15 protein-coding genes and 1 tRNA gene are annotated in these 15,506 nt (G+C 68.9%); 7 read left to right on the top strand and 9 right to left on the bottom strand.

The features are described 5' to 3' along the window. Positions 1–72: 72 nt before the first annotated feature. The 4 genes from L324_RS35655 to L324_RS35670 form a co-directional block, all read right to left on the bottom strand. Positions 73–537, bottom strand: coding sequence for an SRPBCC family protein (locus tag L324_RS35655; RefSeq protein ID WP_037319430.1), 465 nt, complete (start codon positions 535–537; stop codon positions 73–75). Positions 538–641: 104 nt separating this feature from the next. Next, positions 642–1,652: an aliphatic amidase gene (locus L324_RS35660; protein WP_037319432.1), complete on the bottom strand. Its 1,011-nt coding sequence runs from the start codon at positions 1,650–1,652 to the stop codon at positions 642–644. Next, entirely contained in the window at positions 1,639–2,277 is a 639-nt protein-coding gene (locus L324_RS35665) for an AmiS/UreI family transporter (RefSeq protein ID WP_037319434.1), read from the bottom strand. The genes L324_RS35660 and L324_RS35665 overlap by 14 nt, the downstream gene beginning before the upstream one ends. Positions 2,278–2,361: 84 nt before the next feature. Further along, positions 2,362–3,438: a substrate-binding domain-containing protein gene (locus tag L324_RS35670; protein WP_268871969.1), complete on the bottom strand. Its 1,077-nt coding sequence runs from the start codon at positions 3,436–3,438 to the stop codon at positions 2,362–2,364. 87 nt (positions 3,439–3,525) lie between these two features. Between L324_RS35670 and L324_RS35675 the strand changes: the two genes are divergently transcribed. After that, entirely contained in the window at positions 3,526–3,936 is a 411-nt protein-coding gene (locus L324_RS35675; protein WP_037319436.1) for a MarR family transcriptional regulator, read from the top strand. Here the strand turns inward: L324_RS35675 and L324_RS35680 are convergent. Continuing rightward, complete coding sequence (locus L324_RS35680) at positions 3,916–4,521, bottom strand: TetR family transcriptional regulator (RefSeq protein ID WP_037319438.1); 606 nt, start codon at positions 4,519–4,521, stop codon at positions 3,916–3,918. The genes L324_RS35675 and L324_RS35680 overlap by 21 nt on opposite strands. A gap of 106 nt (positions 4,522–4,627) precedes the next feature. Between L324_RS35680 and L324_RS35685 the strand changes: the two genes are divergently transcribed. Further along, positions 4,628–5,527 carry an SDR family oxidoreductase gene (locus L324_RS35685; RefSeq protein WP_037319440.1) on the top strand — a complete coding sequence of 300 codons (900 nt, stop codon included), beginning with the start codon at positions 4,628–4,630 and terminating at the stop codon, positions 5,525–5,527. 273 nt (positions 5,528–5,800) lie between these two features. On the opposite strand, the gene L324_RS35690 is transcribed toward L324_RS35685, so the two are convergent. The 3 genes from L324_RS35690 to L324_RS35700 form a co-directional block, all read right to left on the bottom strand. After that, positions 5,801–5,874: transfer RNA gene (locus tag L324_RS35690), tRNA-Arg, on the bottom strand. A 242-nt stretch (positions 5,875–6,116) separates the two neighbouring features. Next, complete coding sequence (locus L324_RS35695) at positions 6,117–6,503, bottom strand: peptidase inhibitor family I36 protein (RefSeq protein WP_037319441.1); 387 nt, start codon at positions 6,501–6,503, stop codon at positions 6,117–6,119. 187 nt (positions 6,504–6,690) lie between these two features. Continuing rightward, positions 6,691–7,740 (bottom strand): LacI family DNA-binding transcriptional regulator, encoded by a 1,050-nt coding sequence (locus L324_RS35700; protein ID WP_037319443.1) that lies wholly within the window; start codon positions 7,738–7,740, stop codon positions 6,691–6,693. A gap of 121 nt (positions 7,741–7,861) precedes the next feature. Here L324_RS35700 and L324_RS35705 point away from each other — a divergent pair, with 121 nt between their 5' ends. Both L324_RS35705 and L324_RS35710 read left to right on the top strand, forming a co-directional pair. Beyond that, on the top strand, positions 7,862–9,040 hold the full coding sequence (locus tag L324_RS35705) for an MFS transporter (RefSeq protein ID WP_037319444.1): 1,179 nt from the start codon (positions 7,862–7,864) through the stop codon (positions 9,038–9,040). A gap of 108 nt (positions 9,041–9,148) precedes the next feature. Further along, positions 9,149–10,324 (top strand): sensor histidine kinase, encoded by a 1,176-nt coding sequence (locus L324_RS35710; protein WP_152547105.1) that lies wholly within the window; start codon positions 9,149–9,151, stop codon positions 10,322–10,324. Here L324_RS35710 and L324_RS35715 read toward each other — a convergent pair. Next, complete coding sequence (locus tag L324_RS35715; protein WP_037319447.1) at positions 10,298–10,936, bottom strand: histidine phosphatase family protein; 639 nt, start codon at positions 10,934–10,936, stop codon at positions 10,298–10,300. The two genes, L324_RS35710 and L324_RS35715, sit on opposite strands and share 27 nt — an antisense overlap. A 42-nt stretch (positions 10,937–10,978) precedes the next feature. Between L324_RS35715 and L324_RS35720 the strand changes: the two genes are divergently transcribed. From L324_RS35720 to ettA, 3 genes are all read left to right on the top strand, one after another. Then, positions 10,979–13,006 (top strand): bifunctional copper resistance protein CopD/cytochrome c oxidase assembly protein, encoded by a 2,028-nt coding sequence (locus L324_RS35720; RefSeq protein ID WP_037319451.1) that lies wholly within the window; start codon positions 10,979–10,981, stop codon positions 13,004–13,006. Positions 13,007–13,267: 261 nt separating this feature from the next. Then, positions 13,268–13,717, top strand: coding sequence for a single-stranded DNA-binding protein (locus tag L324_RS35725; protein ID WP_235783745.1), 450 nt, complete (start codon positions 13,268–13,270; stop codon positions 13,715–13,717). A 96-nt stretch (positions 13,718–13,813) separates the two neighbouring features. After that, complete coding sequence (ettA, locus tag L324_RS35730) at positions 13,814–15,490, top strand: energy-dependent translational throttle protein EttA (RefSeq protein ID WP_037319456.1); 1,677 nt, start codon at positions 13,814–13,816, stop codon at positions 15,488–15,490. The last annotated feature ends 16 nt before the right edge of the window (positions 15,491–15,506 follow it).

Here is a 15,506-nt window from a genome sequence, read left to right on the forward strand (position 1 = left end):
CCGCGCTGTTGATCAGCAGGCAAGTGTCCACTGTGTACTTGTCTCGGTGGAGGTCGTGGGCTGGGCCCCGGCTCACCTGGCTTCGACGTAGGCGGCCAGGTTGGCCAGCGAGGACGCGATCCCGGCCTCGTGGTCGGCTTGGCCGATGCCCGGCGGGACATCCGTGGCGGTGACGGTCACCTCGGTGCCGTCACCCGCCGCGGCGAGGTCCCAGACCATCGTCATGGTTCCCGCGAAAGCCGGGTCCTCGGCCTCGAACACCGCCCGCTGCACCACGCGCTTGGGCGGCACCAGTTCGGCGAAGGCGACCTCGACGACGTCGGTGGCGTCCGAGGATTTGCCGGGGCTTTCGGAGGCGTCGAGATAGGTGAGGGTCATCCGGAAACCGCCGCCAGGACGGGGATCCCACCGGCCGATCCGGCCGCGCATCCCTTGCGGCGGCAACCACGACCGCAGGGCTTCGCGGTCGAGCAGGGCGTTGTAGACGGTCTCGGGTGCCGCGTCCATCACCCGGCTGCCGCGGTCGATCCTGTCCATGGTCCCGAGTCTAGGCGCGGCCCGCGGTCGGTCGTGAGTGGTAATGACGGTTCTAACCGTCATTACCACTCACGAGCCGCTTCACACATCGCGGGGAATACGCCTCACCGTGCTGATCCCGGGTGACGAGGACTGATCGTGTCGCGGGTGATCGACTCGACCTTTTCCTGCGCCTTCTTCGCGTCGGTCACCCAGAGCTTGTAGAAGTCGAACGGGCAGTCCGCGACTCCCTTGTCGCCCTCGTCCGCGTCCTGAACGCCGGTGTAACCGCGGTGCAGCAGCTTGAAAATGTGGTTCTGCGACTGGTCGTAGGTCCGTGCGTCCCGGATCGCCGAAACGGACAGCTGCGCGTACTGGATCCCGTATTCCTCCTCGCCGGTCTCGCCGAGTGTGCGGCCGTCGAAGCCGATGATCGCGGAATGGCCGAAGTACGAGTACACGCCGTCGAATCCGGCGGCGTTCGCCACGGCGACGTAACAGTTGTTGGCCCACGCCATCGCCTTGGCCATCAGCACCTGCTGCTCCTTGGCCGGGTACATGTACCCCTGGCAGCGGACGATCAGCTCGGCGCCCTTCATCGCGCAATCCCGCCAGATCTCCGGATAGTTCCCGTCGTCGCAGATGATCAGCGAGATCTTCATGCCCTTGGGCCCGTCGCTGACGTAGGTCTCGTCGCCGGGGTACCAGCCCTCGATCGGGCACCACGGCAGGATCTTGCGGTATTTCTGGACGATCTCGCCCGCGTCGTTGATGAGCACGAGGGTGTTGTACGGCGGCTTGTGGGGATGATCCTCGTGCCGCTCGCCGGTGATGGAGAAGACGCCCCACGTCCGCGCCTCCCGGCAGGCGGCGGCGAAGATCTCGGTCTCCTCGCCGGGAATGGTCGCCGCGGTCTCGTACATCTCCTCGGGGTCGTACATGATGCCCTGGGTCGAATACTCCGGGAACACCACCAGATCCATCCCGGGAAGACCGGTTTTCATGCCCACCACCATTTCGGCGATCTTGCGGGCGTTGGCGAGGACCTCGGCCTTGGTGTGCAGCCGCGGCATCTTGTAGTTGACCACCGCGACGCCGACCGTGTCCGGGCTCGCGGAAATATCACCGTGTCGCATGAGAACTCCTTATCTCGGTGGGATTCGAGGACGGCGGCGGCCGCCGTGAGGTGAGCACCACGCTCGCGGCGACCAGTGCCGCCAGGATCGCGGCCGCCAGCAGCGCGGTGCCGCCGTCGCTGCGGTAGGCGCCGGTGAGGCCGAGGAAGGCGGGCACCGAACAGGTCGGCTGGCTGAGCAGGAGGACGGTCCAGCCGGTGAACCGCGTCAGCCGTTCCATGCCGAGGCCGAGCACCAGGAAGAACAACGTCCACAACAGCGCCCAGGACAGCCAGATGACGCCGAACACCGGATCGTGGTCGTGCCAGAACGCGATTCCCGCGTACACCATGGCGGCGCCCGCCACGAAGAGCGAAAACCAGCCGATGCCTTCGGGGGAGAGGCCCGCCAGGTTCGCTATGCCGACGTACAGGTAGGTGAAGCCGAACAGGTACAGGCCGGACGCCGCGAGGATCGCGTCCGGATTCCCGCCTGCCTGGACGATCAGCACGGTCGGGGTGAGGCATTGCAGCGCGCCCACGAACAGGTTCAGCACCGCCGCCGACCGCGGCGGTATCCGCCCGAGCAGCATCAGGCCGTTGATCATCAAGGCGGCGCCGACGTAGAGCAGGCCCACATCGCCCATGCTCACCTCCGGGTAATCGACGTCACTTGGAATAATTTCAAATGAAAGTATGTGGTGTGCCGTGCCGAGTCAAGAGTGCGGATTTCAGAGCCGGGTGAGGACTTCGAAGTCGTAGCCATCGGCGACCGCCAGGTGGACGTGCTGGTCGGCCTGCCGCCCGCGGAATTCGATCGTGCCGCGCGGCCCGTGGTAGGCGACGCCGTCGATCGCCGCGTTGAGCGCGGGCAACTCCGGTGTACCCGCCCGGCGGACGAGTTCCGCCAGCGTGTGCAGCCCCTCGTAACAGGATTCGGCGGCGTTGTTCAACGCCGGGGCGCCCGGCCCGTTCCGGTCGACGTACCGGCCGAGCAGGTCCATCGCGTCGGCGGTGACCATGGACCGGAAGTAGGCGGCGGAGACGTAGAGGTCGCGGGTGGCGTTCGCGCCGCTCGCGAGGAGCATGTTCTCCTCCATCAGCGGGCTGAACCGGACCAGTCGTTCGCTGAGCCCGCGCGCGGCGAAGGCGCGGTTGAAGCGCACCGCGTCCTGCCCGACCAGCAACATGAGCACACCGTCGCTTGTGGACTGTTCCACCGCGCGGACCACTGTGGACATATCACCCGAGCCGAGCCCGACGAACGCTTCGCCCGTGATGTTCAGGTCGAGTTCCTTGGCGTACTGCCGGATCGCCAGCGCCGACCGGCGCGGCCAGACGTAATCGTCGCCCACGACGAACCATCTCCGGAGGCCGAGCTGGTCGCGCAGCCAGCGCAACGCCGGTTCGATCTGGCAGCGCGGTGTCTCGCCCGTGCAGAAGATGCCCGAGCGGCGCTCACCGCCTTCGTAGAGCGAGGTGTACACGTACGGCACCCTGTCGGCCACGACCGGCGCGAGCGCGTGCCGCACCGACGAGATGTGCCAGCCGCTCACCGCGTCGACCCGGCCGTCCTCGACGAGCCGCCGCAGATCGCCCGCGACTTGGGCCGGCGTGCCGCCGCCGTCGACCACCTCGGCCTCGACCTGCCTGCCGAGGATGCCGCCCGCTTCGTTGAGTTCGTGGACGGCCAGCTCGGTGATCGCCTCGCAGGACGGGCCGAACAGCCCGGCGGGCCCCCGCAACGGGACCACCATGGCCACCCGCCAGGTGTCGTCGCGGGTCCGCGTGGCGAGGCGTGGGGGCATGGCGCTCCGTGCGGTGGCCCGGTAAGGTCAAAATGCTTTCACCTGGAAGTATTACGAGGGTGTCCGGTTTTGGCAAGGGGACGGGATATGGGGACACGCGGCGTCGCGACCACCGGACTGTCGCTGACCGGCTCGCTCACCCGTGCCGCGCGCGCCGTCGCCGCCAGGGTGGAGGAGGTGCTGGCCAAGGAAGGCCTTACCCTCGACCAATGGCTGGTGCTGGACGTGCTGAGCGGGAAGGGCGGCCTCGCCATGGCTGATCTCGCCGACCGGACGCTGGCCACCGGGCCGACTCTGACCAGGGTGGTCGACAAGCTGGTGACCACCGCGCAGGCCTATCGCGAGGTCGACGCCGCCGACAGGCGCCGGGTGCTCGTCCACCTCAGTGCCCGCGGCCGGGCCACGCACCGGCGCGTGGCCGCGAAGGTGTCCGAGGTGGAAGCCCGGCTCGAGGTCGCTGACGAAGTACTCGTGGCGTTACGGAGCCTCGGCGACTGAAGCGCGAACGCCGTCGGCCGCCTTGCCCGCCAGTTTCAGAAGTTCGCCGAACACTTCGTCCGTGAGGTCGGCGAGCGATCTTTCCTCGCTTTCACGAAGCCACAGGCCGAACGAGATCCCGAATACGGTGATGCCCGACTCCGCCGCCAGCTTCGCCTCGATTTCGCCGGCGCCTCGCGTGCGGAGTGCGTCGGCGACCGTCGTGGCCAGGGTGGTCATCTTGTGCCGCTCCCGTTCTCGCAGCGCGGGATGCCGGTCGATCACGGACTGGCGGGTGCGGGAGTGCGGGCGGCGCTCGTCCGGGAAGAGGAGCGACGCCGACCGCAGGGCGAAGGCGACCACCTCGAGCGGCGACGCCTCCGGTGGAGCGGCGGCCACGCCGTCGACGAACGCCTGGACCAGCAGCTGCTGACCGTGGAAGAGCACCTCGCGCTTGTCGCTGAAGTGGCGGAAGAAGGTGCGCTCGGTCAGTCCGACCGCCTGCGCGATCTCCGCCGCGGTCGTCTGTTCGAACCCACGGGTCGTGAACAGTTCGAGCGCGGCCTTCTGCAGCCGCTCCGGGGCTCCCGGTTGCCAGCGCGCCATGGGACGAGTCTAGTGATGACAGTGGCTGACATGTAGGCGTACGGTGGTGATGTCAGTGACTGACGTCTGTTGCTGACATCACCACTACGCTGAAGGAGAGCGCGTCATGCGTGTATTCGTCACCGGGGCCTCCGGCTGGATCGGCTCCGCCGTCGTCGACGAACTGCTGACCACCGGGCACGAGGTCAGCGGGCTGGCCAGGTCGGCCGCGTCCGCCGGGAAACTCGAAGCGAAGGGTGTCCGCGTCCGCAGGGGAGACCTCGACGACCTCGACGGCATCCGCGCCGGTGCGGAGGAGGCCGAGGCCGTCATCCACCTGGCGAACAAGCACGACTTCGCCAACCCGGCCGTGTCGAACGCGGCCGAGCGGGCCGCTGTCCAGACCATCGGCGACGCGCTCGCGGGCAGCGGCCGACCGTTCCTGCTGGCGTCGGGAATCGCCGGAGTCACGCAGGGAAGGCCGGTTACCGAAGCCGACCCCTCTCCGGCCCACGGTCCGGACTCACCGCGCGGCGGCAGCGAGAACCTCGCGCTCGAGTTCGCCGCCCGCGGCGTGCACCCGGTGAGCCTGCGGTTCTCGCCGACCGTGCACGGCACCCACGACCACGGGTTCATCGCGATCCTCGCCGGGATCGCCCGGCAGAAGGGCGTCTCCGGTTATCCCGGCGACGGAACCAACCGCTGGGCCGCCGTGCACGTCACCGACGCCGCCCGCATGGTCGGGCTCGGCCTCGCGAAAGCACCCGCGGGCGCGCGTCTGCACGCCGTCGCGGAGGAGGGAGTGCCGACCCGGGAGATCGCGGAGGCGATCGGCCGCGCGTTCGACCTGCCCGTCGCCTCGATCCCGGCGGACGACGTCCAGCAGCACTTCGGATGGATCGGCACCTTCTTCGCCCTGGACCTCGCGGCGACCAGCGCCGGCACGCGGGAGCTGCTCGGCTGGACCCCGACCGGACCGACCCTCGTCGAGGACCTGGCCGGGGGCGCGTACTCGACGGTTCGGTAGCCGACCCGGCGTGGAATTCCGCCGCCACAACGGATACCGGGCCACGACGGCGGAAATCCGCGTGCCGTCCCCAAAGTAAGTACGGTCAATGAGCAACCGAATCCGGCTTTGCTTGAGTACTTGCCCACCGATGCGGTTGTATGCGGGATCACACTGAGTGGGGACGCTTCGGTGATGACCGGGGATGGTGGCGTCGCGGCACGTCTCGATGGAAACGTCTTCGCGGGTGGAGGGGCCTGTGCGGCCCCTCCCATCCCGTTCCCCTCTGCGACGTGCCCCCGGCAGGACTTGAACCTGCGACCTAGAGATTAGAAGGCTCTTGCTCTATCCAGCTGAGCTACGAGGGCCGACGTCGGCGACGTTGGGTGTCGCCCAGCATCGGCAGCTTAGCCGTCGCCAACCTGTCGATCGTTCGACACCGCCAGATCGTTTCAGGTAGAGCCCACCGTTTTTTGGAACGCCCGTGAGCGCGTCACGGCGCGGGGTGACGCGCTCACGGGCCGGGGCCGCCTCGGGGGAGCGGCCCCTGGGTTCGCGCAGGTCGCGAGTCGACTCGTCTGCAAGCGACCGGCGCGAACCGCCGGGGTGGTCAGTCCCAGATCTTGAGGGCGCGGATCACGAACGGTCCCTGGGGTACGTAGGTGCCGCCACCCGGATAGGTGATGAAATCTCCTTCGGTCGTGCACTCTTCACTCTGGTAAATGGTCACGTCGCGGCTCAGCCGGTTGACGAACGAATGCCCGTCGAAGCCCGCGGGCAGGGGAATGCATTCCTCGGGATTGGAAGTGCGAAGGTCGAATTTGTGCACGGTGCCGGTGAAGGATTCTTCGCCCCATACGCAGAACTCGCCCTTCTGGCAGGGGGGTTCGGGCGGCGCGGTGGTGGCGCTCGCGACTCCGGTGCTGGTCAGCAGGCCGAACATGGCCAGCAGGAGCACGTGCGGAAGGCGTGCGCGCAGGTTCGTCAAACGTCGCATGGCTGGGTTCTCCCCCGTGAATCGGCGGCTCGATCGCCGCCGGTGGATGTGTGATTCCACGATGACCCGAGGGGAAGACTTTGTCTGCCCGCATTTCTACTTCTGTGGATAAGTAGATGTGCGCCGCTCGATCGGGGTGAGTTGTCCACAGATCGCCGGACGGTCTTGAGTTGGCCGGAAACCGCCGCTACGCGGGCGCGGTGGACTCCCGGACGACCAGTTCGGCGGGTACCTCCGCGGGTGCGGGTGCCTTCTCCCCGCGCAGCAGGCGCAGCACCAGATCGCCTGCCGCCCGGCCCTTCGCGGCGAGATCCTGCCGGACCGTCGTCAGCGGTGGTTCGGACCACTGGGCAGGCGGGACGTCGTCGAACCCCACGACGGAAAGATCACCCGGGACCGACAGCCCGAGGTGTCTCGCCGCCGAGATCGCCGCCAGCGCCAGCAGATCCGACATGCACAGCAGCGCTGTCGGCCGTGGATGCCGGTCGAGCAGGCCGAACGCGCTCGGCAGGGCCCCCTCGACCGAGAGCCCGGACGCCTCCCAGATCGGCACGTCCTCCAGGGCGATACCCGCCTCGGCCAGCGTCTCCAGGTAACCGGCCATCCGCTCGCGGTTGTCGTGGAACCGGCTCTTCCCGGCCTCCGCCGCGCTCAGTTCGCCCCCGCGCGGCGCCGAAAGGCACTGCGCCGAGAAGATCCCGATCCGCCGGTGCCCGAGTTCGAGCAGATGCCGGGCCGCCGCGGCCGCCCCCGCCCGGTCCGCCACCCCGATCCTGGCCGAACCGCGGAGATGCGGCTGGTCGATCACCACCAGCGGCATACCCCGATCGCGGACCGCGTTCAGCGCGGGCGCGCCGTCCGCCAGCGAATACGCCACCGCGATGTCGGCTTGGGCGGTCAGGATCCGCTCCGCGCGCGGGCCGCCGCTCTCGCCGTCGCCGGGGAGCAGCAGCAGGGCGTGGCCCTCGGGGTCGACGACGGTCGAAAGCGCGTCGAGGGTGAGCGACAGCGCGGGATCCGAGAACGCCGTCGAAAGATTCGTGTCGAGCAGGACGGCGATCGCGCCGGTGCGGCTGGTGGCGAGGCTGCGCGCGGTCGGGTTCGGCCCCGCGTACCCGATCTTCTTGGCCGCGCGCAGCACCTCTTCGCGCAGCTGGACGGACAGCTGATCGGGCCGGTTGTAGGCGTTGGAAACGGTCGCCCGCGACACCCCGACGGCGTCGGCGACATCGTCCAACGTCGGCCTTCGCCGTCGCGTGCTGGTCACCGCCGCAGTCTAGACCGAGCGGCTGCGCCTGGACTTTCTGAAGCGCTTAAGTCATTCTGGGGGAACAGGAATCGGAAGGAGACTGGGGTCTATGCGTGACCGTACGGCCGTTTTCGTCGTGTTCGCGCTCAACGGGGTCGCGCTCGGCTCTTGGGCGCCGCGGACACCGGCGCTGTCGGAAAGGGTGAACGCCTCACCGGGTGTTCTCGGCCTCGCCCTGCTGGGGGCCAGTGTCGGCATGCTGCTCGCGGCATCGGTGTCGGGGCGGCTGATCGAGCGGCACGGCGCTCGCGCGGTGGTCGCCGGCAGCGCCATCATCGCCTGCGCCTCGCTGCCGATGATCGGTTTCTCGACGTCGGTGCCCTTGCTGGCCGGGGCGCTGTTCGTCCTCGGGGTGAGCAACGGCGCGCTGGACGTCGCGATGAACGTCGCGGGCGTCGAGGTGGAGCGTCGTACCGGGCGCGCCATCATGCCCACCCTGCACGCCGGATTCAGTTTCGGCGCGCTGGCGGGCTCCGTCGCCGCCGGCCTCGCCGCTTCCCATCAGTGGTCGCCCGGAAGGCATCTGACCGTCGCCGCCCTGGTCGCGCTGGTCGTGCTCGCCTTCGTCATCGCGGCCGTGCCCGGCGCCCGGCCCGTGCGCGCCGAGATCGTCGAGAAGCCGCGGACAGCGCCGGTCAAACGTCCCGTGCTCTGGCTGCTCGCCGCCATCGCGCTGTTCTCGGCGATCGCGGAAGGCGCGAGTTCGGACTGGTCCGCGCTGCTGATGACGTCCGTACACGGCGTCGGCGAGGGCGCCGCGGCCTTCGCGTACGCCGGGTTCGCCCTGTCCATGGCGCTGGCCAGGCTCGCGGGTGCCTGGCTTCAAAACCGGTTCGGCGCGACCCGCGCGCTGGCCGTCGGGGCCGGGTTCGCCGCGGCCGGGCTCGTGCTCGCCGCGCTGGCCCCGCTGCCGGTGTACGGATTCGTCGGCTTCGCGCTGGCGGGTGCCGGGCTGGCCGCGGCCTTCCCGATCGCGCTGAGCCTCGCGGGGGCGGCGGGCAAACGCGCGGACGGCACCGGAGGCGAGCGGGAACTGGCGTTCGTCACCGCGATCGCCTACACCGGTTTCCTCGCCGGACCGCCGCTGGTGGGCGGAATCGCGCAGGTGACGTCGCTTTCGGTGTCGTTCCTGTTCGTCGGCCTGACCGCCGCGCTGATCGTCCCCTCCGCGCTGGCCGCGGCGCGGGCCCGGAAACGGGAGGAGGTCTCGGAACCCGTCACCCGTTGACATCCTCGCCACGCCGCGGGCAAGCTGACTGCTCGTAAACTGAAATGAATGCGACCTGTTCGCTGTTTCAGGAAGGCTGATCCGGGGAGGAGCGGCGTGAGGATTCTGATGCTCGGAGGCGTGGGGCTCCTGACCGGTCGTCACCAGGTCCCCGGGATCCCGGCCCGGCTGGTTCAGACCACCTTGCCCCGGCTCGTGCTGGTTCCGGTGGTGTTCCGGCTGGCGATGCTGGTGCAGGCGCTCTGGTCGGCCGGGCTCGGCGAGCCGTCGGTGCTGTGGACGATCGCGGTGCTGCATCTGGTGCCGAACGTCGCCGAAGCCGTCTGGATCTTCCGCTGGTCCGCCCGCGACGCCGCTGTCACGCGGCTCGTCCCGGTCGCCGACGCCGGATTCGCGGTGCTCCTGACGCTGGTGGCCGCGCTCGTCGTGGCACCGGCGCAGGACAGCGCGATCACGTCGATCACCTGGACCCATCTGATGGGCACGGTGATGATCTGGACCCTGCTGCGTGGCGCGCTGGCCGGCACGCTGGTCATCGGGGGCGCGGTGGTGCTGCACTTCACGCTGGACCCGGTCTCCCCGCTCGGTCTCTTCCTCACGCTCGGAACGGCGCTGGTGGCCTCGCTCGTGGTCGTCGGCCTGGTCGGCGCTTCGATGCGGTTCGCGCTCGGCTTCGGGGAGCAGCAGGGCAGGGCGGCGGAACGCGAACGGCACCGCCGCGACGTCCACGACACCGTCCTGCAGGTGATGGAGTCGTTCGCGATCCCCGCGCCCGCCGACGAACTCGATCCGGCGGCCAGCCTCGACCGGGTCCGCCGCACCGCCCGCGCCCAGGCGATGCGCATCCGGATCAGTCTCGAACACGAACCCTCGGGTCCGGTCGGACTGCACCAGCGGCTCCGGCTGCTCGCCGCCGAGATGGCCGCGGAAGGACTGCGGGCCGAGGTCGTCATCCAGGACGACTGTGGTCCGGACCTCTCGGAGGAGGCGGCCGTCGCCCTGCACGACGCGACGCGGGAAGCCCTGCGCAACACCCTGAAACACTCCGGGACGAGGCGGGCCGTCGTCAGCGTCGAGGAGATCGGGGGCGGGATCTCCCTGACCGTGCGGGATCACGGCGCCGGTTTCGACGTCGGTGACCGGCGTCGTGGCTTCGGCCTCGAGAACTCGATCATCGCGCGGATGGCGGAGGTCGGTGGCTTCGCGCGGATCGAATCCAGCCCCGGGCTGGGGACGCGAGTGGTGCTCCTCGCGCCTTCAGTCCTGAGTCTCCCCGTCGGGTGAGTCCCGCCACTGGCGGAACGGGCGGTCCAGCGTCCACTTGTCGCCTTCGCGCTCTACGACGCGGTATTCACAGGTCGTCGGATTGGACAGGGACTCGAACAGCTCGATGCTCCAGCCGAAGAGACGGCGGCACAGCAACCGGATGGTGAGGCCGTGTGAGACGACCAGGACGGTTTCGGGGTGATCTTCGCCGCACGCCGCCAGCTCACTGAGGAACGCCGCGACCCGGTCGTCGACGTCCGCCCCGGACTCGCCGAAAGGGAGCCGGTAGAAGAAGTGCCCGAACTCGTGACGGCGCTGCTTCTGGACCTCCTGCTCCAGCGGATCCTGGAGGTTGCCCCAGTCCTGTTCCCGCAGTCTCGGCTCCGGCACGACCCGCTCGCAGGCGTCCCGGATGTCCAGTAGCCGCAACGTTTCCCGCGTCCGCAGATACGGGCTGACGTAGACCGCCGCCCGCTGCCCGCCGAGGAGTTCCCGGATACCCGGGCCCGCCAGCTTCGCCTGCTCACGGCCGATATCGGTGAGCGGCAGGGCATGATCGGGGATCCGCGTGTAGGCGAGTTCGTCGACGTTGCCGAGCGACTCGGCGTGCCTCAGCAGGATGATCCGCACGCCGCCATCTTGCCCCTTGCGCGCCCGGCATACCCTCGTGACGTGCCTTCAGACCCCGAGACGAAACCGGCCCCGTCCGCGCGGAAGGCCGGTGTCCTGCCGCTGGTGTCGATCGGTGCGCTGCTGGCCGCGGTGGTGGCCGTCGGCCTGGTCGCGCTGACCGGTGGCGCCGGTTACGTCATCGCGGGATTGCCGGATCCGGGGCTGGTGACGCGGTACGGCATCACCGTCGTCCGGGTGCTGGCCGAGGCGGCTTCGGTGCTGTGCGTGGGGTCGCTGCTGCTCGCCGCGTTCCTCGTCCCGCCGCAGAAGTCCGGCACGCTCGCGGCGGACGGCTACGCGGCCATCCGGGTCGCGGGCGTCGCCGCGTGGGTGTGGTTCTTCGCCGCCGCCGCGTCGATCTTCTTCTCCGCGGCCGACGGCGCGGGGCGCCCGTTCACCGAGGTGCTCTCGCCGCAGGTGCTGATCGACCTCGTGGACGCCATCGAGCAGCCCAAGGCATGGCTGTTCACCGCGTTGATCGCGCTGCTGGTCGCGCTCGGCTGCCGTCTCGCGCTGACCTGGGGCTGGACGACGGTGGTCTTCTTCCTCTCCGTCGGCGGCCTGGTCCCGGTGGCGGTCACCGGGCATTCCGCGAGCGGCGGCTCGCACGACATGGCGACCAACAGCCTGCTGTTCCACCTGGTCGCCGCCGCGCTGTGGGTCGGCGGACTGGTGGCGCTGCTCGCGCTCGGCTGGCGCCGCGGCGAGAACCTGACGCTCGCCGCGACCCGGTTCTCCAAGCTGGCGCTGGTCTGCTGGATCGTGATGGCCGTCTCCGGCATCGTCAACGCGCTGGTGCGGATCAGGATCGCCGACCTGTTCACCACCGACTACGGCCTGCTCGTGCTCGCGAAGATCGTCGCGTTGCTGCTGCTCGGCGTCTTCGGGCACCAGCAACGGCAAAGGGGCGTCGCCGGGCTGGTGAACGGCGCGGGCGGCGGGCAGCTGCTGCGGCTCGCCGCGGTCGAGGTGCTGATCATGTTCGTCACGATCGGCATCGCCACCGGGCTCGCGAAGACCCCGCCGCCGCAGGAATCGTTCACCCAGCCGTCGACCACGGAACTGCTGATCGGCTACGACCTTTCCGGTCCGCCGACCGTCTTCCGGCTGCTCACGGACTGGCGGTTCGACCTCGTCTACGGCACCCTCGCGCTCGTGCTCGCCGGGCTGTACCTCGCCGGCGTGCGGCGGCTGCGGCGTCGCGGCGACACCTGGGCCACCGGCCGGATCGTCGCCTGGCTCGCGGGCTGTTTCGTGCTGCTGATCGCGACGTCGTCCGGCATCGGGCGGTACGCGCCCGCGATGTTCAGCGTGCACATGGGCAACCACATGCTGCTGTCCATGGTGGCGCCGGTGCTGTTCGTCCTCGGCGGGCCCGTGACGCTCGCCCTGCGCGCGCTGCCCGCGGCGGGCAAGGACGCCCCGCCCGGACCACGCGAATGGGTCCTCGCCTTCGTGCATTCGCCGCTTTCGCGGTTCCTGACGCATCCGATCGTGGCGCTGCTGCTGTTCGTCGGTTCCTTCTACGGCCTGTACTTCTCGGGCCTGTTCGACGCCGCGCTGAACTACCACTGGGCGCATCTGGCGATGAACGCGCACTTCCTGCTCGCCGGGTACGTCTTCTACTGGCCGGTGATCGGCGTCGACCCGGCGCCGCGCCGGATCCCGCATCTGGGGCGGCTGGGGATGATGTTCGCCGCCATGCCGTTCCACGCGTTCTTCGGTATCGCGCTGATGAGCATGCAGACCGTGCTCGGCCAGGACTTCTACCGTTCGCTGAAGCTGCCGTGGGTCACCGACCTGCTGACCGACCAGCGGCTCGGCGGCGGGATCGCGTGGGCGTCCGGGGAACTGCCGGTCCTGCTGGTGCTCGTCGCGCTGCTGGTGCAGTGGGCGCGGCAGGACGAGCGGGAGGCCCGCCGCCGGGACCGGCGCGAGGACGCCTCGGGCGACGCGGATCTGAACGCCTACAACGCGATGCTGAAGAAACTCGCCGATCAGGGCCGGGGTCCGGGCTCCGGTTCTTGACCGTCTTGGTCGCCTCTCGTGAGTGGTAATGACGGTTCTAACCGTCATTACCACTCACGAGAGGCGACCGTGCTGGCTTTACCACATCCTCGTGTCCGCGCGGCTTTTTCGCGCCGAGTTGTCCACAGGTAGCCCCCATCGCCCGGAGTTGTCCACAGATCCGGTTCTCGCCCGTTTCCGGCCCTTGCCCCGAGGCAGTCTGGTGATCGAGGGAAACACCGGGAACGGCCCGGACCAAGGAGAAAGGCGAGTGTGATGGCGATGGGCGAGACGTGGGTGACCATGATCGGCAACCTGACCAGTGAACCGGTCCACCACCCGGAGCGGGTGCACGGGCACGACGTCGTGTCGTTCGGCTTGCGGAGCGTCGAACGCCGGTACGACAAGGAACGAGGGGAGTGGGGCGAGGGGCGGCAGCTGGCGGTCAAGGTCACCTGCTGGCGGAAGCTTGCGATGGCCGCCTTTTCCTGCCTCAGCAAGGGGGATCCGGTGATCGTGGCCGGACGGCTGCGGGGCGCCGAGACCGCGGAGGAGATCCCGGCACCTCTCGGTCTACCTGAGCTTGAGGCCTTCTCGATCGGGCCCAACCTCGCGCGTTGTTCGGTGGAGATCCGGCGGCTCGGACGTGATCGGCCCAGGGCGATCCCGCTGGCGCCGCCGCCCGCGGGGAATCCCATGGTCACCGCGCTGGAGGAGGCATCCGTGGGCTGAGGATCCCGATGCTCCTCAGTGATGTGAGGCTGACTGTCGGTAGTTCCGTGGTGACCGCCGTCAAGGTCTCGATCGGCTCGCTCTACGATCGCTTGTATGGCCGAGTTCATCTACACCATGAAGAAGGTGCGCAAGACCGTCGGGGACAAGGTCATCCTCGACGACGTCAGCACCGCGTTCTACCCCGGCGCCAAGATCGGCGTGGTGGGGCCGAACGGCGCGGGTAAGTCCACCGTTCTGAAGATCATGGCGGGGATCGAGCAGGCCAGCAACGGCGAAGCCTTCCTCCAGCCTGGCGCCAGCGTCGGCATCCTCATGCAGGAGCCGGAGCTCAACGAGGAAAAGACCGTCCGCGAGAACGTCGAGGAGGGGCTGGGCGACATCAAGGTCAAGCTCAACCGCTTCAACGAGGTCGCCGAACTCATGGCGACCGACTACAGCGACGAGCTGATGGAGGAGATGGGCAAGCTCCAGGAGGACCTCGACCACGCCGACGCGTGGGAGATCGACTCCGCGGTGGAGCAGGCGATGGACGCCCTGCGCTGCCCGCCGCCGGACGAGCCGGTCACCCACCTCTCCGGTGGTGAGCGCCGCCGGGTCGCGTTGTGCAAGCTGCTCCTGTCCGCGCCCGACCTGCTGCTCCTCGACGAGCCCACCAACCATCTGGACGCCGAAAGCGTGCTGTGGCTGGAGCAGTTCCTCGCGAACTACGCCGGCGCCGTCCTCGCCGTCACCCACGACCGGTACTTCCTGGACAACGTCGCCGAGTGGATCATGGAGCTCGACCGCGGCCGCGTCGTCGGCTACGAGGGCAACTACTCGACGTACCTGGAGAAGAAGCGCGAGCGCCTCGAAGTCCAGGGCAAGAAGGACGCCAAGCTCGCCAAGCGGCTCAAGTCCGAACTCGAATGGGTCCGGTCCAACGCCAAGGCGCGCCAGACCAAGTCGCGGTCCCGGCTCGACCGCTACGAGGAGATGGCCGCGGAGGCGGACAAGCACCGCAAGCTCGACTTCGAAGAGATCCAGATCCCGCCGGGGCCCCGGCTGGGCAGCGTGGTCGTCGAGGTCGAGAAGCTGCGCAAGGGCTTCGACGACCGTGTGCTGATCGACGGGCTGTCGTTCGACCTGCCGCGCAACGGCATCGTCGGCGTGATCGGGCCGAACGGTGTCGGTAAGACGACCTTGTTCAAGACGATCGTCGGGCTCGAAGAGCCGGACGCGGGCCAGGTCAAGATCGGCGAGACGGTCAAACTGTCCTATGTGGACCAGAACCGCGGCGGGATCGACCCGAAGAAGACGGTATGGGAGGTGGTTTCGGACAAGCTGGACTACATCCACGTCGGGCAGACCGAAATGCCCTCGCGTGCCTACGTCAGCGCGTTCGGTTTCAAGGGCCCGGACCAGCAGAAGCCGGCGGGCGTGCTCTCCGGTGGTGAGCGCAACCGGTTGAACCTGGCGCTGACCCTCAAACAGGGCGGGAACCTGATCCTGCTCGACGAGCCGACGAACGACCTGGACGTCGAGACCCTGGGCTCGCTGGAGAACGCCCTCGAGCAGTTCCCCGGCTGCGCCGTGGTCATCTCGCACGACCGGTGGTTCCTCGACCGGGTCGCGACGCACATCCTCGCCTGGGAAGGCACCGACGAGAACCCCTCGCAATGGTTCTGGTTCGAAGGTAACTTCGAGGGCTACGAGAAGAACAAGGTCGAGCGCCTCGGTGCCGAGGCGGCTCGTCCGCACCGCGTCACCCATCGCAAGCTGACCCGCGACTGAGGGCCGGGGGTTCCCC

This window comes from Amycolatopsis orientalis DSM 40040 = KCTC 9412, from assembly GCF_000478275.1.
Lineage (GTDB): Bacteria > Actinomycetota > Actinomycetes > Mycobacteriales > Pseudonocardiaceae > Amycolatopsis > Amycolatopsis orientalis.